The organism is Aurantivibrio plasticivorans, from assembly GCF_055392955.1.
This window is the reverse complement of sequence record NZ_AP036020.1, coordinates 445383-470993: the sequence shown is the minus strand read 5'-3', so window position 1 is coordinate 470993 and position 25611 is coordinate 445383. Positions and strand designations below refer to the sequence as shown.

27 protein-coding genes are annotated in these 25611 nt (G+C 47.2%); 17 read left to right on the top strand and 10 right to left on the bottom strand.

Translation table 11 applies throughout. The features are described from left to right. Positions 1–9: 9 nt before the first annotated feature. Both ACZ5NB_RS02170 and ACZ5NB_RS02165 read left to right on the top strand, forming a co-directional pair. The gene (locus ACZ5NB_RS02170) at positions 10–951 is read left to right on the top strand and encodes an ROK family protein (RefSeq protein ID WP_464107822.1); all 942 of its coding nucleotides are present in this window, start codon (positions 10–12) and stop codon (positions 949–951) included. A 192-nt stretch (positions 952–1143) separates the two neighbouring features. After that, positions 1144–3783 carry an EAL domain-containing protein gene (locus tag ACZ5NB_RS02165; protein WP_460231210.1) on the top strand — a complete coding sequence of 880 codons (2640 nt, stop codon included), beginning with the start codon at positions 1144–1146 and terminating at the stop codon, positions 3781–3783. A gap of 15 nt (positions 3784–3798) precedes the next feature. Here ACZ5NB_RS02165 and ACZ5NB_RS02160 read toward each other — a convergent pair whose 3' ends face one another. The 3 genes from ACZ5NB_RS02160 to ACZ5NB_RS02150 form a co-directional block, all read right to left on the bottom strand. Then, on the bottom strand, positions 3799–4329 hold the full coding sequence (locus tag ACZ5NB_RS02160; protein WP_460231209.1) for an FKBP-type peptidyl-prolyl cis-trans isomerase: 531 nt from the start codon (positions 4327–4329) through the stop codon (positions 3799–3801). 5 nt (positions 4330–4334) lie between these two features. Further along, positions 4335–6341: a cation:proton antiporter gene (locus ACZ5NB_RS02155; RefSeq protein WP_460231208.1), complete on the bottom strand. Its 2007-nt coding sequence runs from the start codon at positions 6339–6341 to the stop codon at positions 4335–4337. Positions 6342–6500: 159 nt separating this feature from the next. Further along, positions 6501–8282 carry a redoxin domain-containing protein gene (locus ACZ5NB_RS02150; protein WP_464107821.1) on the bottom strand — a complete coding sequence of 594 codons (1782 nt, stop codon included), beginning with the start codon at positions 8280–8282 and terminating at the stop codon, positions 6501–6503. A 400-nt stretch (positions 8283–8682) separates the two neighbouring features. On the opposite strand from ACZ5NB_RS02150, the gene ACZ5NB_RS02145 reads away from it, so the two are divergent. Beyond that, positions 8683–9075, top strand: coding sequence for a VOC family protein (locus tag ACZ5NB_RS02145; protein ID WP_460231206.1), 393 nt, complete (start codon positions 8683–8685; stop codon positions 9073–9075). 21 nt (positions 9076–9096) lie between these two features. Beyond that, complete coding sequence (locus ACZ5NB_RS02140) at positions 9097–9987, top strand: alpha/beta hydrolase (RefSeq protein WP_460231205.1); 891 nt, start codon at positions 9097–9099, stop codon at positions 9985–9987. A 102-nt stretch (positions 9988–10089) separates the two neighbouring features. Here the strand turns inward: ACZ5NB_RS02140 and ACZ5NB_RS02135 are convergent, their stop codons facing one another. After that, positions 10090–12408: a xanthine dehydrogenase family protein molybdopterin-binding subunit gene (locus ACZ5NB_RS02135; RefSeq protein WP_460231204.1), complete on the bottom strand. Its 2319-nt coding sequence runs from the start codon at positions 12406–12408 to the stop codon at positions 10090–10092. 262 nt (positions 12409–12670) lie between these two features. On the opposite strand from ACZ5NB_RS02135, the gene ACZ5NB_RS02130 reads away from it, so the two are divergent. Continuing rightward, complete coding sequence (locus tag ACZ5NB_RS02130; protein WP_464107820.1) at positions 12671–13168, top strand: hypothetical protein; 498 nt, start codon at positions 12671–12673, stop codon at positions 13166–13168. A gap of 151 nt (positions 13169–13319) precedes the next feature. Next, positions 13320–13802: an acyl-CoA thioesterase gene (locus ACZ5NB_RS02125; protein WP_460231202.1), complete on the top strand. Its 483-nt coding sequence runs from the start codon at positions 13320–13322 to the stop codon at positions 13800–13802. Positions 13803–13889: 87 nt separating this feature from the next. Here the strand turns inward: ACZ5NB_RS02125 and ACZ5NB_RS02120 are convergent, their stop codons facing one another. After that, complete coding sequence (locus ACZ5NB_RS02120) at positions 13890–14465, bottom strand: cytochrome P460 family protein (protein WP_464107819.1); 576 nt, start codon at positions 14463–14465, stop codon at positions 13890–13892. Between the two features lie 63 nt (positions 14466–14528). Further along, positions 14529–15065: a carboxymuconolactone decarboxylase family protein gene (locus ACZ5NB_RS02115; protein ID WP_460231200.1), complete on the bottom strand. Its 537-nt coding sequence runs from the start codon at positions 15063–15065 to the stop codon at positions 14529–14531. A gap of 140 nt (positions 15066–15205) precedes the next feature. Between ACZ5NB_RS02115 and ACZ5NB_RS02110 the strand changes: the two genes are divergently transcribed. Continuing rightward, a complete protein-coding gene (locus ACZ5NB_RS02110) occupies positions 15206–16087 on the top strand; it encodes an AraC family transcriptional regulator (RefSeq protein WP_460231199.1) in 882 nt (293 codons plus the stop codon). Between the two features lie 10 nt (positions 16088–16097). Here ACZ5NB_RS02110 and ACZ5NB_RS02105 read toward each other — a convergent pair whose 3' ends face one another. After that, positions 16098–17135, bottom strand: coding sequence for a hypothetical protein (locus ACZ5NB_RS02105; RefSeq protein WP_460231198.1), 1038 nt, complete (start codon positions 17133–17135; stop codon positions 16098–16100). Between the two features lie 120 nt (positions 17136–17255). Between ACZ5NB_RS02105 and ACZ5NB_RS02100 the strand changes: the two genes are divergently transcribed. Then, positions 17256–18371 (top strand): Ig-like domain-containing domain, encoded by a 1116-nt coding sequence (locus ACZ5NB_RS02100; RefSeq protein ID WP_464107818.1) that lies wholly within the window; start codon positions 17256–17258, stop codon positions 18369–18371. Positions 18372–18391: 20 nt separating this feature from the next. Here ACZ5NB_RS02100 and ACZ5NB_RS02095 read toward each other — a convergent pair whose 3' ends face one another. Further along, positions 18392–18712: an antibiotic biosynthesis monooxygenase family protein gene (locus tag ACZ5NB_RS02095; RefSeq protein ID WP_460231196.1), complete on the bottom strand. Its 321-nt coding sequence runs from the start codon at positions 18710–18712 to the stop codon at positions 18392–18394. Positions 18713–18754: 42 nt separating this feature from the next. Further along, positions 18755–19228 carry a methylated-DNA--[protein]-cysteine S-methyltransferase gene (locus ACZ5NB_RS02090; protein WP_460231195.1) on the bottom strand — a complete coding sequence of 158 codons (474 nt, stop codon included), beginning with the start codon at positions 19226–19228 and terminating at the stop codon, positions 18755–18757. Positions 19229–19621: 393 nt separating this feature from the next. Here ACZ5NB_RS02090 and ACZ5NB_RS02085 point away from each other — a divergent pair, with 393 nt between their 5' ends. Together ACZ5NB_RS02085 and ACZ5NB_RS02080 are read left to right on the top strand one after the other, a co-directional pair. Continuing rightward, positions 19622–19942, top strand: coding sequence for a hypothetical protein (locus tag ACZ5NB_RS02085; RefSeq protein ID WP_460231194.1), 321 nt, complete (start codon positions 19622–19624; stop codon positions 19940–19942). 24 nt (positions 19943–19966) lie between these two features. Next, positions 19967–20767: a DODA-type extradiol aromatic ring-opening family dioxygenase gene (locus ACZ5NB_RS02080; RefSeq protein WP_460231193.1), complete on the top strand. Its 801-nt coding sequence runs from the start codon at positions 19967–19969 to the stop codon at positions 20765–20767. A 67-nt stretch (positions 20768–20834) separates the two neighbouring features. Here ACZ5NB_RS02080 and ACZ5NB_RS02075 read toward each other — a convergent pair whose 3' ends face one another. Then, entirely contained in the window at positions 20835–20960 is a 126-nt protein-coding gene (locus ACZ5NB_RS02075) for a hypothetical protein (protein WP_460231192.1), read from the bottom strand. A 289-nt stretch (positions 20961–21249) separates the two neighbouring features. On the opposite strand from ACZ5NB_RS02075, the gene ACZ5NB_RS02070 reads away from it, so the two are divergent. From ACZ5NB_RS02070 to ACZ5NB_RS02040, 7 genes are all read left to right on the top strand, one after another. Beyond that, a complete protein-coding gene (locus tag ACZ5NB_RS02070; RefSeq protein ID WP_460231191.1) occupies positions 21250–21786 on the top strand; it encodes a GNAT family N-acetyltransferase in 537 nt (178 codons plus the stop codon). A gap of 297 nt (positions 21787–22083) precedes the next feature. Beyond that, on the top strand, positions 22084–22695 hold the full coding sequence (locus ACZ5NB_RS02065; RefSeq protein WP_460231190.1) for a class I SAM-dependent methyltransferase: 612 nt from the start codon (positions 22084–22086) through the stop codon (positions 22693–22695). A 101-nt stretch (positions 22696–22796) separates the two neighbouring features. Next, complete coding sequence (locus ACZ5NB_RS02060; protein ID WP_460231189.1) at positions 22797–23234, top strand: GNAT family N-acetyltransferase; 438 nt, start codon at positions 22797–22799, stop codon at positions 23232–23234. Positions 23235–23262: 28 nt separating this feature from the next. Continuing rightward, positions 23263–23856: an HD domain-containing protein gene (locus ACZ5NB_RS02055; protein ID WP_460231188.1), complete on the top strand. Its 594-nt coding sequence runs from the start codon at positions 23263–23265 to the stop codon at positions 23854–23856. Positions 23857–23887: 31 nt separating this feature from the next. Further along, the gene (locus ACZ5NB_RS02050; protein ID WP_460231187.1) at positions 23888–24349 is read left to right on the top strand and encodes a nuclear transport factor 2 family protein; all 462 of its coding nucleotides are present in this window, start codon (positions 23888–23890) and stop codon (positions 24347–24349) included. A gap of 68 nt (positions 24350–24417) precedes the next feature. Then, the gene (locus tag ACZ5NB_RS02045) at positions 24418–25020 is read left to right on the top strand and encodes a class I SAM-dependent methyltransferase (protein ID WP_460231186.1); all 603 of its coding nucleotides are present in this window, start codon (positions 24418–24420) and stop codon (positions 25018–25020) included. Positions 25021–25086: 66 nt separating this feature from the next. Then, a complete protein-coding gene (locus tag ACZ5NB_RS02040) occupies positions 25087–25524 on the top strand; it encodes a GNAT family N-acetyltransferase (protein WP_460231185.1) in 438 nt (145 codons plus the stop codon). Positions 25525–25611: the final 87 nt, after the last annotated feature.

The window sequence follows — 25611 nt, the reverse complement described above, 5'->3', positions numbered from 1 at the left end:
AACGCATCAATGACAGTTCAGTTCAGTGACACGGCATGCAGTATTGGTATTGACCTCGGCGGCACTAAGATTGAAGGCGTTGTACTCGAACGCAATGGAAACGAACTCGCACGGAGAAGGATAGCCACTCCTCGCGGCGACTACAGCGACATCATTGAAGCGATCTGCACCCTGGTCGAAACTCTTCGCAATACAACTCAAACAACCACACCGGTAGGTATAGGAACGCCGGGCGCACTGGACAACAACTATCAACTAAAAAACAGCAATACCACCGAATTAATTGGCCAGCCCTTTAAGCGCGATATAGAAACACGTTTGGGTCAGCCATGTGCTATCGCTAATGATGCCAATTGTTTTGCCCTCTCAGAGTCTGTCGATGGGGCCGCCGCTAATTCAAACAGTTGCTTTGCTGTTATCCTTGGCACAGGAACGGGTGGAGGGCTTGTTTTTAATCAGCGACTGCACACCGGCGCAAACAATATAGGCGGCGAATGGGGCCATAACCCTTTACCCTGGCCTAGCGACGATGAGCGCCCCGGGCTGCGCTGCTATTGCGGAAAAGATGGCTGTATCGAGACGTTTCTTTCCGGACCTGGTTTTAGTAAACATTTCGCCAAAAATACGGGGGCACAATTAACAGCTGAGGAAATTTTCGCTCTTGCGGACAATGGCGACCCACTCGCGCTCAAGTACGTTGAGATTTATGAAGACCGCCTCGCACGGGCTTTGTCTTCGGTCATTAATATCGCAGATCCAGATTGTATTGTCGTAGGGGGTGGCCTCTCGAAGGTGGCGCGCTTTTACAACACTATACCTGCACTGTGGGAGCGCTATGTATTTAGCAGTGATGTCACCACCCCCTTAAGACCGGCGCAACACGGTGACGCGTCTGGAGTGCGTGGTGCGGCGTGGCTGGGTTTCGAACTAGCCGCAAGCCAGCACAGCTGACTATGGCTTAGCAGACCAATAAATCGTGTTTGGCGAGATAGTCTCACGCAACTAGCTAGTGAAACCTTGTCAATAAAAAGCCACAATACGACCAACGAAGCCGATACCTTCTTGAGTGTCATTCAAGCGCTTGTCACTACACTGATATAGTAGTGCCTCACATTTTTTGCCGTAGCTGCCGTTCACGCGTTAATGAATAGTACATCGCACAAACAATTTATACCCTTCATTGCACTGCTAGTTCTAGTTGGGCTTATTGTATGTGGACTATGGTTTGCGGTAAGCGCCACTCCTGATTCTCTAAAGCCTACTCGGACAGTGAAAGCTGGATTGGTAGTCCATAATGGGGAAATACCTCAGCATGATTCCAACGCTTACACAGATGATTATTCTGATGACATCTTCTATGTCTTGCTTAGAGAGATTGCCAAGCCACGTGGCTGGTATCTTGACTACACACCTTGCCAATGGTTTGAATGCATCGACCTGCTTAAGCAAGGTGAGATTGATGTCCTTCCCGCCGTAACCTACAGCGCGGAGCGAGACGCGCTTTTCGATTTTCACTCAATATCTGTTCTACAAAGCTGGAGCCAGGTGTACACCAACCCTGGGGCTCACATCCGTAACCTGGATGACCTCGCAGGACTCACTATTGCAACACCACGAGGCAGTATTCAAGCAACGGATTTGCAGCAGGCGATGTCATCCCGGGGACTTACGTACAACGAGTTGTCTCAACCCTCTACGAGTGCAGCGCTAGATGCCCTGCGCAGCGGACGTGCTACAGCTGCAATTGTTGATAATATTTTAGGCAGGCGTCTTGCGCACGAATTTAACGTTATCGAAACCCCAATTTCACTAAACCAAGCTGGACTTTTTTTCGCTACCCCTGAAGGCACTAATGCCGACCTTTTGATGGCATTTGATCAGCAACTCGCAACGTGGAAGGGAAACCCCGATTCTGTTTATTTCGATACTTTCAATAAGCAGCTCACTTCCTCATCGCCCCAGAGGATTCCCACATGGCTGATTTCCACTCTTCTTATCACCACCGCATCGGTTGTAGTACTCATTACGGTTGTGCTCTTTTTGCGCTGGTCCATTAAAGCGCGTACGGCACAAATACAATCCACCAACCAGCGCTTACATCATTTAATGAATTCGAGTAGCGCCATTATTTATTCCCTGGACCCACATACCGGACATATTCGGTGGATCAGCGACAACGTGCTTCGTATTACAGGGTTCACAGTTGCAGAAGCTTGCCAAGCCAAATGGTGGATAAATCAACTACATCCTGAAGATCGCGATACAGCTATCGCTACTTTTAAAAAAATATTTTCCGACAAACACATCACACAAGAATACAGATTCATTGATAAAACTGGCAATGTCCGATTTGTCCGCGACGAATTGCAGCTCACATCATTACCCGGTAACCGTCGCGAAATTATCGGCACATTGTCCGATTTAACTGACGACTACAAATACCAAGCAGAAGTTAGCTTTCTACGAGAGCACGACTCACTCACCGGCTTACCAAACCGAACCCAACTATTTGAAAAATTAACAGCGACGATTAATGAATCACAAAGAAATAAGAACAGCTTTTCAATCATATGCATTGATCTCGACCGCTTTAAAAACATCAACGACTCACTAGGTGTCGAATTTGGTGATAAAGTATTATTGGGTTTGACTAAGCGATTAGAATCATTCTGCCGTACCGGCGAAACGTTAGCACGAAGCGGTGCCGATCAATTTGTTTTACTATTACCAAATCACGGTAGCGTGCAGGTCGCCGAAAGAACCGCCAGTTCGCTGTTGCACGAAATTCGCAGACCGCTAAACATCGACAAAAAATCTCTCATCATCACATCGAGCATTGGCATATGCTTGTACCCAGAAAACGCCGAACGGGCCGACCAAGCAATTCATAACGCTGAATTAGCTATGTTTGCTGCAAAAGAGCAAGGCGGCAATAGCTTCGCTTTCTATCAAAACTATCTTGCAAAAATTAGCGAAACAAAGTTCCGCCTAGAGAACGACTTGCGTCATGCCATTGCAAACGAAGAGCTTCAGCTGTACTACCAACCCCAATACGGTCTACGCGATCTATCCTTAACTGGAGTCGAGGTACTTATTCGTTGGGAGCACCCCACGCAGGGCTTTATACCACCCAGCCAGTTTATTCCTCTTGCGGAAGAAATCGGCGTTATTGCCGAGCTCGATACCTGGGTAATGCATCAAACCTTTAGTCAACTATTGAGCTGGGATAATGACATTGGATTTAAAGTTCCACGGATCAGTTTAAATTTATCTGCCGCAGAACTGGATGATCACAACTTGGTGAATCGCTTTGTCGATGCAATTGAAGACCACAATCTATCTGCGGATAGAATTGAATTAGAAGTTACCGAAAGTGCGTTAATGCGGTCGCCAGACACTGCCATACGAATATTACGAGAATTACATTTACTCGGAATCAAAATTTCCATGGATGATTTTGGTACGGGTTATTCAAACCTTGCTCATCTTGGCCGACTCCCCATCGATTGCCTTAAGATAGACAGATCATTCGTCCAACAAATTGGCAAATCACACTACAGCGACTCATTAATTCGCGCCATTATTGCGATGGGGCAGGCACTAGACTTGAAGATTATTGCCGAGGGAATCGAAACCACCAAACAGCAACGGTTTCTATTCCATGCGGATTGCCATATCGGCCAGGGTTACCTATTGAGTAAACCACTTTCCGCAGACGCAATGTCGAAACATCTGCAGGAACTAAAAACGCAAGACACTCAACGCTCGCAAAACATGCTTTAACATTATAGATCGAGCCTAATGCTGATGTCCGCCTGGGCCATGCACGTGCCCATGAGCTATTTCTTCTGCCTCTCCAGCCCGTACCGACTCTATACTGACTTCATAGTACAACGTCAGACCTGCAAGGGGGTGGTTCATATCAACATCAACATTAAACTTGCCGGATTTTACCACCACCATATTTCTCACACCTTGGTCAGTTTGCACTGATACAATTTGACCAGGTCGCAATTTTTGTTTTTTATTATTTAAATGTAGATGTTTAATCGGCACTCGCTGCACTGCATTCTCGCGACGCAGACCATAACCCTCTTCAGGCGTGACAGTAATCTTGAGATCGTCGCCAACACAGCGTCCCAACATCGCCTTTTCCATACCTGGAATTAAATTGCCATGCCCATGCAAATAGTACACAGGATCACCGTCCAGAGATGTTTCGAGCCATTCACCGTGGGTGCCATCAGCGTCCACTCGACACATTTTATAGTGAAACCCAACCACTGAATTTTTTTCGATTTTCTCTTCGCTACTACTATCTAAAACCACTATACCTACCTCAATTGTCCGCCCAACAAGTAGTCCTCGCAGGCCGTTACTGTATTAATATCACCGAGAATCATAACAATATCTCCCGGCTTTAGTTGATCCGCAAAGGTGTCTGCCGGAATAATATGTCCTGCTCGATGAACTTCGACTAGCGGGCTACCCTCACAAGGCACGGTTAATTCATCAAGCCGCTTACCACAACTCCACGCATTGTCGGTTAGCGCAGTGGCATGCAATATTTCTCTAGACACATCATCCTCCAACCGATATTGCTCACCTTGATAAAATCCATGTAACAATTTATATCGGTTAGAACGCGCCTTATTGATGACCTCATCTATTTTACTATTCGGCACATTCAACATTAGCAGCACATGAGACACAAGTGTCAAGCTAGCTTCCAAGGTTTCAGGAATGACCTCTTTTGCCCCCTCTGCCAGCAGTCCCTCTAACTGGCTGTCGTCGCGCGTACGAACAAACACTGGCAGCGTTTCATTAATTTCTTTTACCCTGCGTAAAATATCTTTTGCCTGAGCGCTATCGTCAAAACTGATAATTAAAAGAGCCGCGCTTTCAATACCTGCAATTTTTAAAATATCACTTCGCGTACTATCGCCATAGTACGCAGGCTCTTCCGCGGCAACTGCCTCGGATATTCGCACCATGTCGGTGTCGAGTGCCACATAAGGAATATCCAACTGTTTAAGAAATCGCGCAATAGTTTGGCCCACTCTACCAAAACCCAAAATGACAACGTGGCCGGTTTTTGCTGGAATTGCCTCCGCCCCGGGCAGATTAGACTCGTCTCCCAACACCTGCTTCCCAGAGAACCGCCCTAAGAGCGCATCAATTTTATCCACAATAAAATCAGAATAACGGATGACCACGGGTGTTAACGCCATACTGACAATAGTCACTGACAGAAGAAATGACGCAACGTCATCGGGGATTAATTTTTCTCGAGTTGCTAGCGCAAGCAATGCAAATAGAAATTCACCACCCTGCGCAAGGGATAACCCCGCTTGCATCGAGGGACGAAGTGACTCACCCAACGCTTTGGCTACCAGCGTAATAATGAGCGCTTTAAAAGCCAGTAATGCTACACCACTGACAATTATGCGGAACCAATACTCCGTCAGCATGCCAATATCGATCAACATACCAATGGTGATGAAAAATAGTGCCAGCAAGACATCGCGAAACGGTCGCACATCAACTTCCAGTTGATGCTTAAAGCGCGTTTCACCTAACATCATTCCAGCAAGAAAAGCGCCTAATTCCATACTCAAACCAACCGCCTCTGTCGTCACTCCCGCCAATAACACAATCACCAATGCGGAAAACACCAGCAGCTCATCGGAACGAGTTCTTGCTACCTCGGCCAAAATTCGTGGCAACACATAACGCCCAAAGAGAAAGAAGAGCACCAAAATGCCGCCACTCTTCGCGACCTCTAAAACAAGCTTATATCCATCGGCTTGCTGGCTGCTACCTGCCATCAATGGCACACTGATTAGCAAGCCAACAGCGACTAGATCTTGAAAGAGCAATACGCCAATGGCCATTTGGCCGTGACGGCGATGCAATTGGCCAAGCTGAAGCAATTCACGCGAAACAATCGCGGTGGAAGACAGCGCCAAACCTCCGGACACCAACAACGCGAGACTCCACTGCATCCCCCACCAATAAAAGGCGACAAAAAATGCCAGAGTACAAATGATGACCTGCGCAGAACCAAGTCGAAAAACCGTGTTGCGCATGGCCATTAACTTCGGTAGAGAAAATTCCAAGCCCAGTACAAACAATAAGAAAACCAACCCTAGTTCAGCAATCGCACGCAAGTCTTCAACATTAGTGACCACCGCAAACCCGGTAGGCCCTAACGCCAAGCCAACTAGCAAATACGCTAGCAACCCGGGGATATGTAAGCGGTGAAAGATCGTGCTAAGTACCGCCGCATTGGCCAGCAAGATTAAAATAGGTTGGAAAATGTGCCCTTCTTCACCGTGCACGCGAGCCTCCTCATTGAGTCACCCTGACTGTAGACAGACTTGCTATTAAACAGGATATCGACAACGTCTGCATTACTCGCACTCAACATCAACAAAATTCGCTCCGCAGAAACAAAAAAGGGAACCGCTGGGGTTCCCTTTCTCTATTGCTTTCGAAAGTTACGAGTCTGGATGCTCTTCTTCAACGACGCCTAGACCAGACGACGTATCACCTTCACGTGGGTTGACGTAACGCCACTTAATGGAACCAAATAGCATTTCATCCCAAGACTGCAAACCCCAAGGTACTACACGATTAGGATCTGGGTTTGCTGGGTTTTGTGCTGAGTTATCCCAGGCGGTGTTATGTACAATCACGGTACCCGCGGGCAATTGGATCGGCTCTTCTAAGTGATAAGTTGTTTGCCAGTTAAAATCGTAATTAGGAACTGACAACAATACCTCTTCGCGACCATCAGGATAGCGAGCAACAAAGTTTGATGCTTTACCGCGAAAATGCGCGTGTGGTAACAGCGTGTAGACCAAAATGTCACGCTCTAGCGGCTTTGATTCGCGCTTTGCCCAATACTCTTTGGTGTTCGCTGGAATCTTAATCATCGGGTTGAGCAATACTGTAGAATCCAATGGATACTTTGGCTTCTTCTTGTGCAGATAGATACCCATACGCGATGTATCTGTCACCGGCTTACCAAACGTGGTGTAGTGCATTTGAAAAGAAAACACAGCATCTTTAGGCAAAAAGACGCCAGTGTCTTCCGGAAACTCTTCACCTCGACCTCCTGGTACATACCCCCCCAAACCACCCATAGCCTGAATGCCACGAGGGTTGTTTGGATCGGCTTTACCAAAGGTTGTAATAACATGGTGCAACGCTTGACGTGAGCCTGGCAGAATCTCGACAGCGCGAACCCACACATCTTCATCTAATGGGTTTTCTGCAGTGGGGTTCAAGTAATCAACAACGCCTTTTGCAGGCACATCAAACGACGGAATCTCTACAATCACATCTGGCTCACCCAGAGTCCACTCTGGCCAGTCGTGCTTGTACTCCGCCAGCGGGTCACCACCTTCTCCACGTGGGGCACCGGCCTCAATCCAATGAACGAGTGTTTGCTGCTCCTCATTAGACAAACTTCGATCATTAGAAAACTCACCCACATGTGGGTCAGCGTGCCATGGCGGCATTCTCTTGGTTCGCACTACCTCACGAATCATCGGCGCAAAGCCGCGAATCATGTTGTAGTCCGACATCGCGAAGGGACCAATACCACCATCGCGGTGACAGGTTAAACACTTATCAATCAAAATGGGGGCAATCTCATCAGCGTAAGAGATTTGCTTGTGCTCTTCGGTTTTATCCGCTTCCAAAAGGTTAACCAAACAACCTTTTGCTTCTGTATATGCCAGCTCAGGTTGTTTGCCTTTTAACGTGGCATTAATAGCATCAACAGCATAGGTTTTTGCCGCAGCAACTCGTTGCGTCTCGTAACCCAAGCGGTCACTTAACTCACCGCGATAAGTCACCTTCCACGACTTAGGATCAATAACGTAAACATCAGCCGTGCGTACCACGCCCATCGACTCTGCTATCAATTGCGTATCGTCGATCAAGATCGGCATATCGATACCAAACTCTTCGGCTTCTTTCGCGATTGATTTTCTAGAGTCTTGAATAAACGAGTTAAGCATTAAGAACTGTACATTCTTATCTTTGAACTGATCGCGTACTTCTTTGTACTCATGTACCGCATTGCGGACAATCGGGCAACCGTTACCATGAATCATTATCACTACCGCATCCATATCGGAGTAGTAGTACAGTTCATGCATTTTTCCGTCTTGATCTAGCAGCTTGAAGTTATCGATGCGGTCGCCCGGTTGCAGAGCCCAAGATTGGAATGCCACTGATAACAGCAGCACGGAGGTTAGTATTTGTTTCATCGCATTCACCCTGTTTGATGGGATAGACGTAGTCCGATTCTAGCGGCAGTGCTGCCAGAGTATTGACTACACGGTTCTTATTTGTATTTATAAAGGAAACCTATATCTATGTTAGCGCCAAATAAAATTAACTTCAGGTTAAGAAAGGTTTCTTCGCGTTAGCTTTTCCTTCTTAAAAGGTCACTCAACAGAACAATCAGCCTGGAAACACCTTTTTTTATAATAAACTCCACCATGATAACTAAAACTAATCCATGCATAAGCGAGCCTAATCAAGCCATTAGAGCAACTAATAGCGTAACGTTAGCCGTGCTTATTTCTTTCAAGCCTAGCTTGAACCCACCGGTTCAGCACAAGATAATGTCGCCCTCTTTTAACTTGTAGTCTTTTGGGAATAACTATGGCCACTTTTGTTAGCGCGACCGGTATAGGGGTCAGCGATCTCTCTGCCTCTGAAAAATTTTATGCAGACATGTTAGGCATGGACTCCATGCAAACGATTAAAGCATCCAACATGGATGAAATCGTGATGGGCTATAAAGGCACTCGCAGCGCCGCTATCGTGTTGATGCATTTCACCGATGGCTCAACCCCTAACTACAAAAACAATCCGATCAAACTTGTTTTTATGGTGGAAGACTGCGCCGGCACACTGGATAAAATTGCCGCCGCCGGCTACACGGTTGTCGAAGAACCTAAAAATTACGCCGCTATGGGCGACATGATCATTGGTTTCGCGAAAGACCCAGATGGCTATCTCATTGAATTAATGCAAAAGCCTGAAAAAAATTAATTGGTATAGAAGTAGAGCATTATGGCAAACACGGCAACCCCCTCGTGGTTTCAACAAGCAATAGACACACCCTATAGTGAGCACAAGGTCTCTGCTTACGGCTGCGATATCCATTACCAAGCATGGGGAGACCCGAGCAACCCTGGTCTCTATTTTTTGCATGGCAATGGAGCGCATTCACACTGGTGGGATTTTATAGCGCCGAGTTTCGCTGATCGCTTTTATGTCGTCGCCCCCTGCATGTCAGGCATGGGAGATAGCGGGCATAGAGATATCTATAACGTCGCCACTTACGTAGAAGAAGTAAAGGAAACATGTGATGCCATTGGCTTTTCAAGCAAACCCTTATTAGTCGGACACAGCATGGGAGGACGGCTGGTATTCGCAGCAGAGAAAAAATACCGTGATGCATTTTACGGGGTCATTATTGCTGACTCTGCTTTCCCGCCGCCTGAACGAACATTTAATTTTGAAGAACGACGCAAGGCGGGTGTTAAACCTCATAAGATTTACGCAACCGAGGAAGAAGCACTATCTCGCTTTAGACTTTTTCCACCGCAGCCATGTGACAACGAATACATTGTAAAATTTATTGGCAAGCATTCTATGCGTGAGGTAGACGGGGGATGGAGTTGGAAATTTGACCCTAAAGTATTCAGCCAATTCGATTATGAAAACATGTTATCCAGCATGCCAGAAGAAGGCGAAAAAATACTAGGGATGATTTACGGCGCAGACAGCAGCCTATACACCGGCACGGCTGTGGAATATAACGAAAATTTGTTCGCCAAATTTGGTTTACGTAAACCGATCGCGATACCTGGCGCCCACCATCACTTATTTCTCGACCAACCACTAGCGTTCATTGATGAACTCAAAAAGCTGATCGACGAAACAGGCTACGGCCAATAAGGCTCATCGTTGCGACAAACCGCCAAAGCCTGTGAGCGCATTCCCACACAAGGAAAGAGCCAAACAAGGAAAGAGCCAAACAACGAATAAGCCAATCGTTGGCTAGATAGTAAATCCAACATTGTGTAACGGCATCTCAGTAATGCGCTCTCCACAGGCGTTAAAAATTGCGTTACAAACCGCGCCCGCCAATGGCGGTAAAGCAGGCTCACCCAGCCCTGTTGGGGCATAATCACTTTCAATAAAATGCACATCAACTGGTGGCGTTTTCGCTATACGCATACCGCGATAATCATGGAAATTAGATTGTTCAACGCGACCGTTTTCCATGGTAATAGCTAAGCTATTTAGCGTGCTAAGGCCATCAACAATTGACCCCTCCACTTGCGCTACTGCACCACTGCGATTGATCACCGGACCGGTATCGACCGCCGCAGTAATGTTGTGCACGGTGACTATTTTCTTTCCGTTAACATCTACATCGACACTGACTTCGGCCACTTCGGCTACATGCACGGCATGGCTAAAATGAAACGCTAGCCCCATACCCCGCCCGGGAGTTAGCTGTTTACCCCAGCCTGATTTTTCCGCGGCGAGCTTGATCACCCCCGCTGCACGGCCTGTATTAAGCGAACGGATATTAGTGGAATCGAACCAACGCGGCTCGCCCATAATCTCCAGTAAAAATTCAACATGATCACGCTTAGCGGCATGCGACATTTCTGCCAAGAAACTTTGCAACGCCCAGCCTAAGACATTAGAGCCAGGAGCACGCCAAGCACCACAAGGTGTCTTCGTATCGATCAAGCTCATGCTTCCACGATAATTGTCGATACACAGCGCAGGAAACTCTTTCGGGTTTTGATAAATACCAACCGGTGAACGCCCATCAATGCCTGGGCCAATAATGTGATTGTGGAGTGCAACCAACTTTCCTTTTTTATCAACGGCGCCTTTAAATTGGTAAAAGCCGCCCGCGCGGTAAAAATCATGTTGCACATCATCTTCGCGCTTCCACATTAAATGCACAGGCGCACCAACGCGTTTTGAAATACTGGCCGCCTCGCTGGAAAAATCAGTCCGGCCTCGACGACCAAAACCACCGCCCATTCGTGTTTGATGAACAGTGACCTGATCGTTATGCAAGCCAAGCACTTGTTCCGCCATGGTATAGATACGCACTGGCGCTTGGGTCGGTGCCCACACCTCGAGACTTGCGGGTTGACCATTTTTTCCTGCACGAAAATCGGCGGTGCAGTTCATAGGCTCCATGCATGCATGGGCGACGTAGGGAAAGGTATAAAAGTTTTCAACTACTGTATTGTTAGCGTCAGCAAATTGCCCATCAACATCGCCCGTATTGGCACGCTGCTGTTGCGGTTTACCGGCGGCAATCTTTTTTGCCTCGGCTTTCATGCCTGTCCAACTATCTTTGGATGCGTTGCGCTCATCCCACTCGACCTTTAATGCGGCTCGAGCCTGATAAGCTTGCCAGGTGGTCTTGGCTACAATAGCCACCCCATCAAGCAACTGATTAACATCGCCATTACCTTCCAACACAAAAGCATCAACCACACCGGGCAGCTTTTTAATCTCCGCAAGATTGGCCGATTTCACCTTACCGTAAACAGCCGGGCACTTGATGTAAGTGGCATACAACATGTTCGGTAGTTTTACATCCGCTCCGAACAGCGGCTCACCAGTAACAATAGCGGTGTTATCGACACCGGTAATCGACGAACCAATGAGGGTGTAATCTTCTTTCTCTTTAAATGTTAAGTCATTTTTCGCAGGCACTGATTGCAACGACGCCTCATGCACAACGGCTTTAAACGGCAAGCGTCGCCCAGTCGGCTGATGGATCACTTCGCTGTCCACGGTTTTACATTCACTCGCACTGACTTGCCATTGTTTACTAGCGGCAGCAATCAACATTGTTCTCGCCATTGCGCCCATTTCACGCATAGGCTGCCAATTGCGATTCAAACTGCGTGAACCACCCGCACGCTGTTCGCCATACACGGCTTCGTTAACCGGTGCTTGTACGATTTGCACATCATCCCAACTTGCCCCCAACTCTTCCGCCAAAATCATGGGGATCGCCGTTTTTACACCTTGCCCCATTTCTGGGGTATGAGAATACAGCGTAATTTGTCCGTCGGGGCTAATATGCACAAAGGCATTCAAAATGAATTGCCCATCTACGCCTTCACCATCGGCGGCGAGCGTAACATCGGACATCAATCCGTTTGCCAAGGTTAGGCCACCACCCGCAACTGCCGACATTTTTAAAAATGATCGACGATCAATAGTCACTAAATCATCTTGTGTTTGCGGCCTACTCAACGCGCCGCGAAAGGTTTGCTGAATAGTTTTGAAAAGCGTTATTGTCGAGTCGTCATCGCGCAGTGGGGCATTCATGAGGTGTCCTCAAGCAGTCCGTTTTAGAAACTCTACTTTAGCGCATGGTTTGTTGGAATTTAACTCTACTAGACACTTATTAGCACTATTCCACGGCATCACGCGGCACCACTATTTTTTGTAAGCCGCTCGTGATTGATATCGCTGCACTCTTTTAGGTTATATCGCCATTCTTGCAAATAACCTTGATGTAGATCACGAGCTGCCAGCGGTTCTTAACACTACTATCGATATAATGGCGTACAGAAAAAGGGGAATTGTCATGATGAGAAACTATCTACCGCATCTACTACTGGTGAGTGGCGCATGTCTATTGAGCGCCTGTGAGGAACCAGCATGCATAGACAACACTAAACCGGATACCGAGACTGTTGCGCAAGCGCCCAGCGTCACAATCGCCGCTACGGTAAAAGAACTTATGGTCGGCGCCATTGAGCCCGCAAGCAATGCCATTTGGGCCATTGGCATGGATGAAAACATGCCGCAAAGTGAATCCGATTGGCAAGCGCTGGAAAACGAGGTCTTTCAAATGATGGCTGCAACCGCCGCGATATCACTAGGGGGCAGCGGCGCAAATGACGACGCCTGGGCGAAACAAGACGCTTGGCAGTTGATGACGCAGCAAATGGCGACTATTTCCTCGGATATTCTAACGGCTGTGCGCGCACGCGATTACGATGCAACGCTCGAAGCCAGTAACTATCTGATCGAGCCCTGCGGCGCGTGCCATAGCGCGTTCCCTGGCGAGTCTTCTCTGTAGAACCTTTCGCCGCTTCATCGCCTCAGCGCAGCTGGGGCTAAATCAGCTTACTCACACCTCCAGCCCCTATTGTTAAGCCCATGCGAAGACAAGCTGGCTTTGCTATCATCGCCGCCCATTTTCGTTGCGCAGTAGTAGATGGAGACGCCGAATGAATCACCCTATGACCACCCTTATCCGCATTCGCTATGGTGAGTGCGATGCTCAACAAGTCGTGTTTAACGCCCGGTATGCAGACTACGTCGATGCCGCCATGACTGAATATATGCGTCATGTGCATGGTGGACCGAACAAGCTGCTTGAGCAGGGGCTAGACAACCAGGTGGTCAAGATGACGACCCAATGGCGCTCCTCCGCCGTGTTCGATGACACCATTGCCATCACCACGGAGACCGTTCATATCGGTAACACGTCGTTCACATTGATGTACAAGATATTTGATTACCCTACCGGAATACTCAGAGCGACCTGTGAAATGGTCTATGTCATGGTCGACAGCACCGACTACAAAAAACACCCGATTTCAGAGGATATTCGCCAACAGCTTGAGCGTGGTGCGCCAGGCGTGGTGATAAACTTTGCCGCCATCGATTTCAGCGCGGAGACATTGTTTAACAATATCGAAGAGCACTAGAACAAACATAAAAAACCCCGCCAATTGCACACAGTAACTACTCGATTGGCGGGGAATAAGAGCAAATATTCAATTAATCATCACAGGTTAATCATCGCCTTTTAAGCTTGGGTAGCCATGGGTAAACACCCAGTGCGTGCCTGCAGCAGGCAAATGACATCCTTTGCAAGACACCTCAAAGCCTTCGGATATATTCTTAGCCGGGTTCTGAGCATCAAACAACGCCCACCCCCAACCTTCCTGCCAATGTTTGTTGCCTGGAAAGCGGTCAGCAGTATCCCGCACCATGACAAACCAAATCTTGGTCGCACCCGCCCATTGCGCGTGCCCGGTCGTTAATGTCCCCGATTCAATGTGACTAACATCTTTTACTATCACCGTCCCGTCGGGGAAATCGCCTTTGTGACGATAGGATTCGAGTGCCTCAGGCTGGGTGTAGACATCATGCAGACCGGCACCAGGTGCCATCGGTTCGGCAATTACCCAGCTGCCGAGGTGCGACCACTGCTGACGATACTGTCGAGGAAGTCGCAAGCCACCTTTCTGGTCGATCAGCGACTCAAACGTGCTGGCCAGTGATTGCGCCTCTGCCGTATGCACCGCAAGTAAAATCGCAACGATGGCCAATCCGCGTAACAACGAAGATAACATGCTAGTTGCCATACTAAACCTCCATAGAGGTGAGGCCAGACAGCGGCCCCACGCTCGTGTCATGCACCGAGAAATTTAATCGAGCGATACAGTGGGAAAATCGATGTCGGTGTCTGCAATATGGTTGGTGTAATTGGTGAAAATGTTGGCCACCACATTGGCAACAATTTCCAGCAACAATCCATTGTCGACACCGGCTTCATAGGCATCTGCCAAATCGGCGTCACTGACCACACCGCGATTGCGCACGATCTTGGTCGCTAGATCAGCTATTGCGTTGTGAAGGGCATTAGTACCACGCCCTTGCCTGGCTTCAGCAATTTGCACCTCCGACAGGCCGGCCCCCTTACCCAATAAGGTGTGCGCAGAAACGCAGTATTGGCATTCGTTAGCTTGACCAACGGCAAGCGCAATGACCTCCCTCTGAGATGCTGTTAAACGGCCATTAGCAATGACGCCGTTTAAGGTGAGAATGGCTTCGAGCGCCGCGGGGGCATGCGCCAGAGTGGCGTACAGATTGGGGACCATGCCGATCTTGGCTTTCACGCCATTTAAGAGTGTTTGCGCTTCTGGCGCGGCGGATTCTAACGTTAGCGGTTGAATACGTGACATAAGACTGACTCCTGAGTTAATTGTTTAACGATTCGAGAGTCAGTATGCGATACTTTTAGCAACACAAAGTATCACAAACATTGCAGATCATACCAATGTTTGCTCTAATCCCCACTTTGCGACAAACAGGAACGACCACCATGGATCGCTTGTCACCTATTTTCAGCCGCTTCAGACCCACCACAACCGTGTTCTACGCCGGTCAAGTTTGTCAGCAAGCCAGCTTCAGCAAGGATGACAGCTTCGGCCATTTACACATTATGAAAAGTGGCTCGATGCGCTTAGCAGAAGATGATGAAAACGAGCTTGTTGAAATCAATGAGCCAAGTGTCATTTTTTATCCTCAACCCAAAGACCACCAATTTATACAAAGCGACCAATGCCCTCTAGATATTGTCTGCGCATCAATTGATCTTGGAAGTACCGCATTAAACCCGATATCAGCGGCACTCCCAGACCGCTTAATCATCCCTCTCGCAGCAGTCGAGACCTTGCAGCCATTACTCGATATTTTATTTAGTGAAGCGTTTTGTAATTACTGCGGCAGACAAGCAGCACTCGACAACTTGATCAGTTATTTTCTCGTGATTTTATTGCGCTACTTAATTGAAGAGCAGCAGTGCTCGACGGGACTGTTTGCCGGACTAGGCGATGCGAAGTTAGCAAAAGCCATGGTCGCCCTACACGATAACCCACAGCTTAATTGGAATGTTGAAAGCCTGGCAGACTATGCGGGAATGTCGAGAGCGCGGTTTTCAGAGCACTTTCATTCCGTGGTGGGTATCACGCCGATGGAATATGTGACGCGCTGGCGTATCAGCGTCGCACAACAACTGCTTAAACAAGGCATGAGTATTAAACAAGTCGCAGGCAAAGTGGGATATCAAAGCGCTGCGGCGATGACACGCGTGTTTAGCAAACGCACCGGCGTGTCACCACGAGAATGGGCGGCAACAGTGCGGACGAGCGGCCAGGAGTCAATCCCACCGACGCTGACCTCTTACATGCCATCTCTGAAGTAACGAGTATCGCTTATTGTTTTTGCTGCCGTTCTTGCAGACGCGCGCCTTGCAATATACCGGGCAAACCGTAATTACCTTCATGGCAAGCGTATTCATAAATCACATCGTCAAATGCCATCATCGGCAACTCTCCTGTGAAGGGTTGTGCAAACGATGCAGGGTCATCAACGGTAAAACGGTAGATAATTTTATCGTCCGCGACACGGGTTAAGCGCTCAGTAATTTTCGCGTTAGCGGAGCTACCGCGAAAACTTTGCTCTTCACGAAACCCCGTCGTTTCAATCACTAAGGTATCGCCATCCCAATGCCCGATGGAATCTCCCATCCACTTAGCCAATGGACCGTGTTGCTGATTGTCGCCGATGGGGATAATGCGCGCATCGTGAACCATCTCAGCCAAAATCATCACATAACCCGGCGACTGTACGATTTGATAATGCGCGTTGTACATCGTGGGTAACATGGGTGGCCCAGCTAAGGAGCCAAAAGATAAAATACACCGCTCTCCCAAGGAGCGGCCTTCTGGGCCATCATTCTGAGTCGCACGCGATCGACGTCTTGCTCTCTCTTTCCCCGATTCCGTTAATGCAGGCATTTTGCCGTTGGGCGGGTCAATCAAAATTGATGTGCGATATTCACCGTTAATTTGGGCAGCTTCCATACCCCGATCGGTCCAAAATAAATTGTAATTCCCAACCGGCGGTAATGGCTTCGCTTCCGGAGCTGGCGCGTCGGGGTCGGTTGGCTTGGCATCCTCTGCGACTCGTGCATAAGCCTCTCGGCTTATGGCTTGAGCTTCCTCTACCGTAAGTGCTCGACGAGTTCCAAATTCAGTGGGACGCTCAAACGGTGTGGCAACCTTATTGTGCCAAAACCCTTGAAAGTCCGGCGTACCGTCCGCCATCCGTGGCACGGTATACGTATCAGCACTCACCTGACCACTAAGACCAACGGCAACGAGACACACAGCGGCGTAACGCACCATATGTGCTGACCTACGCGAGCCTTTGAAGTTGACTTCACATTGATGCGTACAATCGACTACCATAGCTTCTCCAGTTTTTATTATTTTTGCTCTGCACAAAGCTTGAGTGATTGATTTCTCGCTGTAAATCACTTTAGCAGTTCTTAGCATGAGTACCCAGTGAGCCCGACCAAGACAGCCTTCATGATGTACTTCCCCCGCTTACTGTTACGATTACCGTTGCTATTACCGTTGCGATGGTGTCTTGCACTCTGCACAACGATGCTACTGAGCACCCAAGACAGCCACGCCATTACAAACAATAACGTCACACTACTGCCGACTAAAAATACCGTCCGCGTCAACGGGCTGAGCACCGAGCAGATTAAAGCACTGGCTCAACTAACCGCACTCGAAATGCGCAGTGCTCTATCGGTTGTCATTAGCAACACCTTCCCCAGTGACGCAGATTTTGTGATTTACGTCGTCGGCGACGTGGAATTTTCCCACGATCACATCAGTTTTGTGCCCGACCAACCATTAAACCCACAACAAGAATATTATTTAACGCTTTCGCTTATTCCTATTGGAGAAAAACTAATAATCGAAGAAAAATTTACCTTAGCCACGCTTTTAACAGGCGATGAGCCAAGCATTGTTCACGTCACACCCGGCTCCACCCAAGTACCAGCCAATCTGCAACAATTTGAGGTTATTTTTTCTGAACCAATGGATACGGATATTCCAAACAGCAGCATTCAGATTCTCAATGCGCGACAAGAACCTATTGCAATGCTCAACGCCTTAATGCAATTACGATGGTCGAATAGAGACAGAAGGCTAATCATCACACTGCCCAATCAACCCAATACAGCATCCGACGATAGTTATAAAAGCGAACGCTTTGCCATTCGTCTGCTACAAATCAAAGGCACTGTGCGCAATCAACACGGCGAACCCATGCGTAGCGATTACCAAAAACCGTTTTATGTTTTACCAATAGACTTAACATCACCTGAAATAAATAACTGGGCAATTGACACACCAAAGAGAGACACAAGAGAAGGGTTCGAAATCCATTTTGATGAACCGCTAACCCTCAAAGACTTACAGACAGCCATCGCAATTTACGATAGCGAGGGGAACAAAATCGCGGGGAAATCGCTAATCAGCCATTTACAACTTTCATGGCACTTTATTCCGAGTCGCGCCTGGAAAAAAGAACGCTATCAAGTTCGTCTCTCTCACGCGTTAAGCGATCTCGCAGGCAATACAATTTCCAACGCCCAGGATATTCGGTTGCACTTTACACCGGAATAGACCAATCCTCAGGCGCTTATCTAGCAATCAATTATTTCGAAAGATTGTTGGTAGGAACGCAGCACGTCGACCACATCAATTCGCACGTTGCGATACCAGCGACCGTGGCTATACGCACTAGCATCCGCATGATCAACATCATCGCGCCAACGTTGAATATCTTCTAACGAATGCCAGTAGGAAATGGCGATATCCAAGTCGCCTGGCTTTTCACCTTCTGATACCGCACTAAAATCCACGCAACCGTATTCGCTAAATGCCTTATCACGTAAAAAATTAGTCGCTTTTTCATAGCGCTCATCAAGTGCGTGAATCTCCGCACGAAAAATAACAGCGTACATTTTTCATCTCTGTAGGTACATTTGATTTAACAGCCATTACTCTTACGCTTGCTGCTCATGATTTAGCAGCCAACGCTTTCTTTCCAACCCGCCAGCGTACCCTGTTGTAGATCCGTTGGAACCGATAACACGATGACAAGGCACAATAATCGCAATAGGATTGCGACCATTCGCAGCACCCACCGCACGCGCAGCCGCTGGCTTGCCGACGGCTGTAGCCAATGCCTTGTAACTCCAGGTGTCGCCCAGTGGAATGGTTTGTAACATACGCCAAACACGCTGTTGAAACGACGTTCCTGCTGGCTTTAACGGCAAATCAAACGCCACCCTTTTTCCTGAGAAATATTCTGTTAGCTGCTGTGTTGCATTGGCAAATATCACATCGTTAAATTGCCAATGATCCACGGCAGGGATATTTTTTTGTCCCGCCATCCACACATGTGTAATGGCGTCACCATCGCCAGCAATACCTAGCTCCCCTAACGGGGATGCCATGCTTGTGTAATAGACAGTCATTCTATCGCCCCCTCAGTTGAATGAGTGTTAGAGTGTAACGTTGCCCATAGCGTACTAGACTAATGGATGACCGCTCTGCCAACACGACTACTGCCGTCAACCGAACACCCCATCCCTCTCACCATGCCAGTAAAGCCACGCCACAGCCCCAGAGAAACACCACGGTATGCTAACCCGAAGTTCAATTCAAGATGGGACTTTGTCGGCCATCACACGGCTAGAACCAGCGTCTACGACGTTAGCGTATAGACTGGTTGAATGACGAAGGCGAGTCGTGAGATTCTTAACCCATCGCGCCGTGGCTCAGCAAGAAACAAAGACCCCGGCAACGCATATAGGCACACTAAACGGACAGAATGTTTGCTAAAACCAAAACACACCAATGGATGACGCATGAAAAATCAGCTAACCCACGGCGAAAGTAAGCGAATTATGTACATAGAAAATAAAGAAGGCCTGATTGATGAATTCGCCGCACATATAGGATGGGTTACCTTTTCAAAATCGGGAAAAACTGTTTATTACAAAGACAAAGTGCTAAACAGGCTGAAAGGAGGCGGAATTACCGGCAATCATATGGATGCAGCCTCAGGTGACGAGTATTGGGTTTCGGGTATAAAGAAACGAGGCTTAAATACGCATTGGGCTGAACCGACCCCCGTCAAAATAGACGATGACGCCCGGGAAGAATATGAACGTCTCATTAAGCGCTAACCGGCATAACTAGACGAGGTTTTTATGAGCACCAAACCCCAAATATTATTCTTGTCTCATGGTGGCGGGCCGATGCCCCTATTGGGCGACAAAGGCCATGCTGAGATGGTTGATTGTTTAAAAAAAATCACGTCATTACTACGTAAACCCTCAGCTATTTTAGTGGTGAGCGCGCACTGGGAAGAAAAGGTACCAACCATCACCGCCGGCGAAAGCCCAGCACTTATTTATGACTACTATGGATTTCCAGAAGAATCCTATAACATCACCTATCCTTGCAAGGGCGAAGAATCGCTAGCCAAAAAAGTCCATGACAAGCTGAAAATTGCTGACATCGATTCTAACCTAGACAAACAACGCGGTTATGATCACGGGTTATTTATACCACTGAAGATAATGTATCCAGAAGCAGACATTCCATGTGTTCAGTTATCACTTCTGGATAATCTGAGCCCAGAACAGCACATTAATTTGGGCCATGCGCTACACGATTTAGACTACAAAAATCTGCTAGTCATAGGCTCAGGCTTTTCTTTTCACAACCTAAAAGCTTTTTTCGCCCCAGAATCGCCGGAGATGAAAGCATCAAATGAATCATTTGAGTCTTGGTTGCTAGATACGTGTTCGAACCCGGATATCACTGAAAAAGAACGGCAACTACGATTGTGTGAGTGGGAAAAGGCACCGGGCGCTCGTGCCTGCCACCCGCGAGAGGAACACTTATTGCCACTACATGTATGTTATGGTTTAGCAAACAGTGCCTGCACACAATCATTCGAACTTGAGATTCTCAATAAGAAATCAAGCATGTACTTGTGGCAATGAGATGACAACGCCGCTTAATAAAGCGGCTTAGATTAAGCTGGCACACATGCGAGTGTGCCACTTTGAGCTAGAGAACGATATTCGCCAATGTGGCAAGAACAACAACCAAAGCCACTGTAATAGAGGCTGCAATTGCAGTTTGACGTATTAGCCGCAGATTTTCATCGGTTCCGGTTTTATCTGTTGAATCCATAATAATCACTCATATATCGACGGGTTTATGATAATACAACCATAAACCTCACTTTAAAAAAGGGATTAGCGGCCGTATTTTTCGGGCCGCTATTTTAGAGGCTCTAAACAAAAAATTATAGAGCCCGCTCGATAAATTATTTGCTCTATTTTAGGGCAAATAGTCAGGCAGCCCTGCTATATACTTGAGGGTAAACACAGACACTTACAGCGATCCATGCACAACCAACTGCCATCCTTGTTGTCGTGACTAAGCGTCCCCTTTCCACGAAAATCGCTGGCAAGCACACATGAATATACTGGAAACTGAGCGTTTACTATTAAGACCATGGAAAGCATCTGATTTAAAACCGTTTTCCAGAATGAACTCCAACCCTAAGGTTATGGAATATTTCCCAAAAACGTTAAGCGAAGAAGAAAGTACCCGTTTCGCAGAAAAAATAGCAAAAGGTATCTCGAACAATGGTTGGGGGCTTTGGGCCGCAGAAAGAAAAGCCGATGGGAAGTTTATAGGCTATGTAGGTCTTAACCGGCCAGATGCTGAGCTGCCGTTTTATCCGCGTGTTGAAGTAGGCTGGAGACTCTCAGAGGAGTACTGGGGAATGGGCTATGCGACAGAAGCGGGGTTGAAGGCGCTAGACTTTGCCAATAGCAGCCCAGATATTACTGAAGTAGTGTCTTTTACCGCCGCTATCAATAAACGCTCGGAGGCCGTAATGAAGCGGCTTGGGATGATCAAAGTACAAGAAAGATTTTTCCATCCAAACATACCTAAAAACGACCGCTTATGTGAACATATTTTGTATAAAATTAGTGTAAATCGCTAAGCTTTGGCAATTAAATACCAGCCACCGAAATCACGGTGATACGCCTATGTTTTTGTCGAAACGGCCGAGGGTGGATTTTTAAAACTTAAAATGAATTGTCCAAAATGTAGTTGCCAGGGAGCCAAACTCAACTTGGCAATGACCTCACTGCGGTATAGCGTGCTCAACGTACACGTGATTATTAGACAGACTCGCGACAGATAAAAACAGAGGCTTAATAGTCAGACAGCCTACAATCACTTCCAAGCGGCCAGGTATAGGTCCAAATAGTAATTTATAGACAATGGACTAGTTAGCATGCGTGAAGAAGACGTCCCCAGTCCAATAGATTTGAAAAACTTAAAGGATGCACAAGAATGGGAAAAAGCCGCTATGCAGCGCCCATTCCGACTCGATTTTTTTCAGGCCTTTTGCACACAGCTATCGGCGTCAAACAATCCCTCTCTCAACGTATTAGAACTTGGTTCTGGTCCAGGCTTTTTGGCGGAGTATTTATTATCTCGGTTACCCACACTGAACATTTCGCTGTTAGATAACTCGCCCGCGATGCACTCGCTGGCAGAATCAAGGCTGGTCAAATATCTCGATCGCGTCGAATTTATTGAAGCTGACTTCAAGCAAGCAGATTGGAATAAAGAGCTAGATACATTTGATGCGGTAATCACATTACAGGCCGCGCATGAACTCAGGCACAAGCGCTACGCCGCTGAGTTTCATCAACAAGTCCGACCGCTGTTAGGCGAAAATGGCGTTTATTTGTTTTGTGATCACTATTGTGGCACTGATGCCATGCAGAATGATCAGCTGTACATGTCTATCGAAGAGCAGCGCCAAAGCCTAGCGGCCGCTGGTTTCTTCTATCAAGAGATCCTCAACAAAGGTGGTAGGTGCTTGTACAATGCTTTCTAAAATAGATCGCTTGCCAGAGAAGACAACAAGCTGACCAGCATGGATTTTTATTACAAATTGACATTCCTATACCAGATGAATTTACCCAAGGTTCGTCGCACATGGACATAATTAAAATCGACCAATCACACTGGGAAGATTTGAAGACTATCAGGATCGAGTCGCTACGCGATTCACCCGAGGCGTTTGGGGCAACCCTAGATGAAGTGCAAGGCTTCGACGACGACAGATGGAAGTCGATTCTGTCGAACGACAGCAACCTAGAATTCTTTCTCGCTTATAATAATGGCCAACCTATTGGCATGATTGCTTTCGTAAATGCATTAACGCTCGCATCTATGTGGGTAAACCCAGCACACCGGATGGAAGGTATTGGACGTAAACTAGTTTCCACTGTACAAAGTCATGCAAGCTCCATGGGCCACGAAAAAATAGTACTCAAAGTCGAGGCCGAGAATGCTCAAGTGATTAGCTTTTACCAAAAATGCGGCTTTGAAATGGTTAAAGAGCCCAATAACGAAATGGTTTGGCAACCTTAGTAAAACAACCTAGCACATAGAGCACACAATGAAAGAGATTGAAGCGGTATTAGATTTCATCGTCGAGATAGAAAAGCTCAAAGACGTACACAGAAAAACCAAGCCGGTAGGATTAGAACGCTTTGAGAACTCTGCAGAACATAGTTGGCATGTATGCTTATCCGCCTTGATGCTAAAAGATTATGCTAACGAAGCGGTAGATATTAATCGCGTTGTAAAGATGTTATTAATCCATGATCTCGGTGAAATTGATGCCGGCGATACTATTATCTATGCCTCAGAAACTAAACAGCTAAAGGATCAAGAGGAACAAGGCCTACGACGGGTACTGAAATTCCTCCCAGACGGCAAAGCACAAGAGTATATTGATTTGTGGCTTGAGTTCGAAACCGGTAAAACAGCCGATGCAAAGTACGCAAAAGCCATCGATCGAGTACCACCACTACTACATAACCTCCATGGAAACGGGCATAGCTGGAAAGCCCACGACGTATCCCCCGAAAAGGTCCTAGCCGTCAATAGCCGCATAGCAAACGGCAGTAAGAAACTGTGGCATATCATGGAAGGTAAGATAAGAGATAAAGTGCACAACGGCGAGTTTAAAGACACGTTTGAAGTTTAAAGATACCCGGTTGACTTAAAAAGAGAGCAACATGAAAAAAATAATTGGTTTAGTATTCTCAATGCTATTCTCGTTTGCTAGCTCCGCGCAACTTTCACAAAAGGATGGAAATGGAATGACACCGAATGACTTCATAAAAGCCTACGAAACCGCAATTTCCAATCAACGCTGGGAAAATATTGAGGGTTTAATCCATGACGACTGCGTCGTTACCTTTACCAATGGAACCTATCGAGGTAAACCGCAAGTTGAGGAGATATTTCGCAAGAACTTTGAACTGATCAAAGATGAAGTGTACACCATTTCCAATATTCATTTCGTTATCGAAAAACCCGACTACGCCGTGTTTATATTTCATTACCACTGGAAAGGCATCATCCACGGTCAGCCCTCCGAAGGTGGCGGTCGCGGCACGTCGGTCATCGTCAAAGACGAAAAGAGTGGCAATGGCGCTTGGCAACTGATTTCCGAACATCTCGGACCGCATGCCTAAGCTCAGTTGATAGATGGGCACGCTAGCTTGAACCCATTTAGCTGAATTGACACTATGATACCCATCTTATGAAGCCAACAGACACCGGCAAAGCTTACGATACCATCACTGATCGCTGGACCAGCGATCGTTTTGATATGCATAACGGTATCGAACAGCATCGCCGCGCGATTACGTTTACCGATAACAGAGGCTACGCACTCGATGTCGGCTGCGGTTGCACCGGGCGCTTTATGGATTTGTTGTCGTCGGAAGGTTTCACACCCGAAGGCATCGATGCCTCGGAAAAGAAAATAGAAATCTCACGCCAGCGTTCCCCCGATCTCAGTTTTTATCACGACGACATCTGTGTTTGGGAACCCAACAAGCAATATGACTTCATCACCGCATGGGATAGCATTTGGCACGTGCCACTTGAAGATCAAACCGCACTGATGATAAAGCTCATAGACCTTCTCACTGTGGACGGTGTTCTTATATTTTCTTTTGGCGGAACCGAAAAACCCGGCGACCAAACCAACCACGATATGGGGCCAAAGACCTACTACTCCTCCCTCGGTACCAATGGATATCTGGAATTATTTATAAAAAATCATTGCGCGATAAAACATTTAGAATTTGATCAGCACCCAGAGCTGCATACTTATTTGATAGTAAAAAAGCTCGCCTGACAAACAAATATCTATTTTATTTCTCGATTGCTCAAACCTGGGCTCGCAGATTTATAGTGGCCACTTATGATTAGAGACTTTGAAGATAGAGATTTAGAACAAGCTTCCATACTATATGTTGAGGTTTTCAAACACGCTCCATGGAACGAAGGTTGGAAAATCGAATGGGTGCAAGACAGGCTACAAATGATTATGGATTCACCTGGCTTTTTCGGATGCCTCTACGAGGAAGATAAAACTGTAGTAGGCGCCATTGTCGGACGCACAAATAGCTTTAAGGGCCGGCGCGAACTCGAAATAGTCGAGCTGTTCGTATCACCCACACATCAGTCAAAGGGATTGGGTAAAAAACTCCTTTCTGCAATTGAGAAAAGTGCAAAACAGGGTGGGTACAGCCACTCAACGCTCATCACATCCAGAGCTGCGCCAGCTTTTGATTTTTACATTAAACGAGGATTCAAAGCCCGTAGCGACATGACGTTTATGTCGCACTCGCTAGATTGATGTTCTGAATTATTGATAAGCATACAACCGAATAAAGGATTCAGCAGATACAAAACTGCCCCGCAAATGCGAGGCAGTTAAATATAA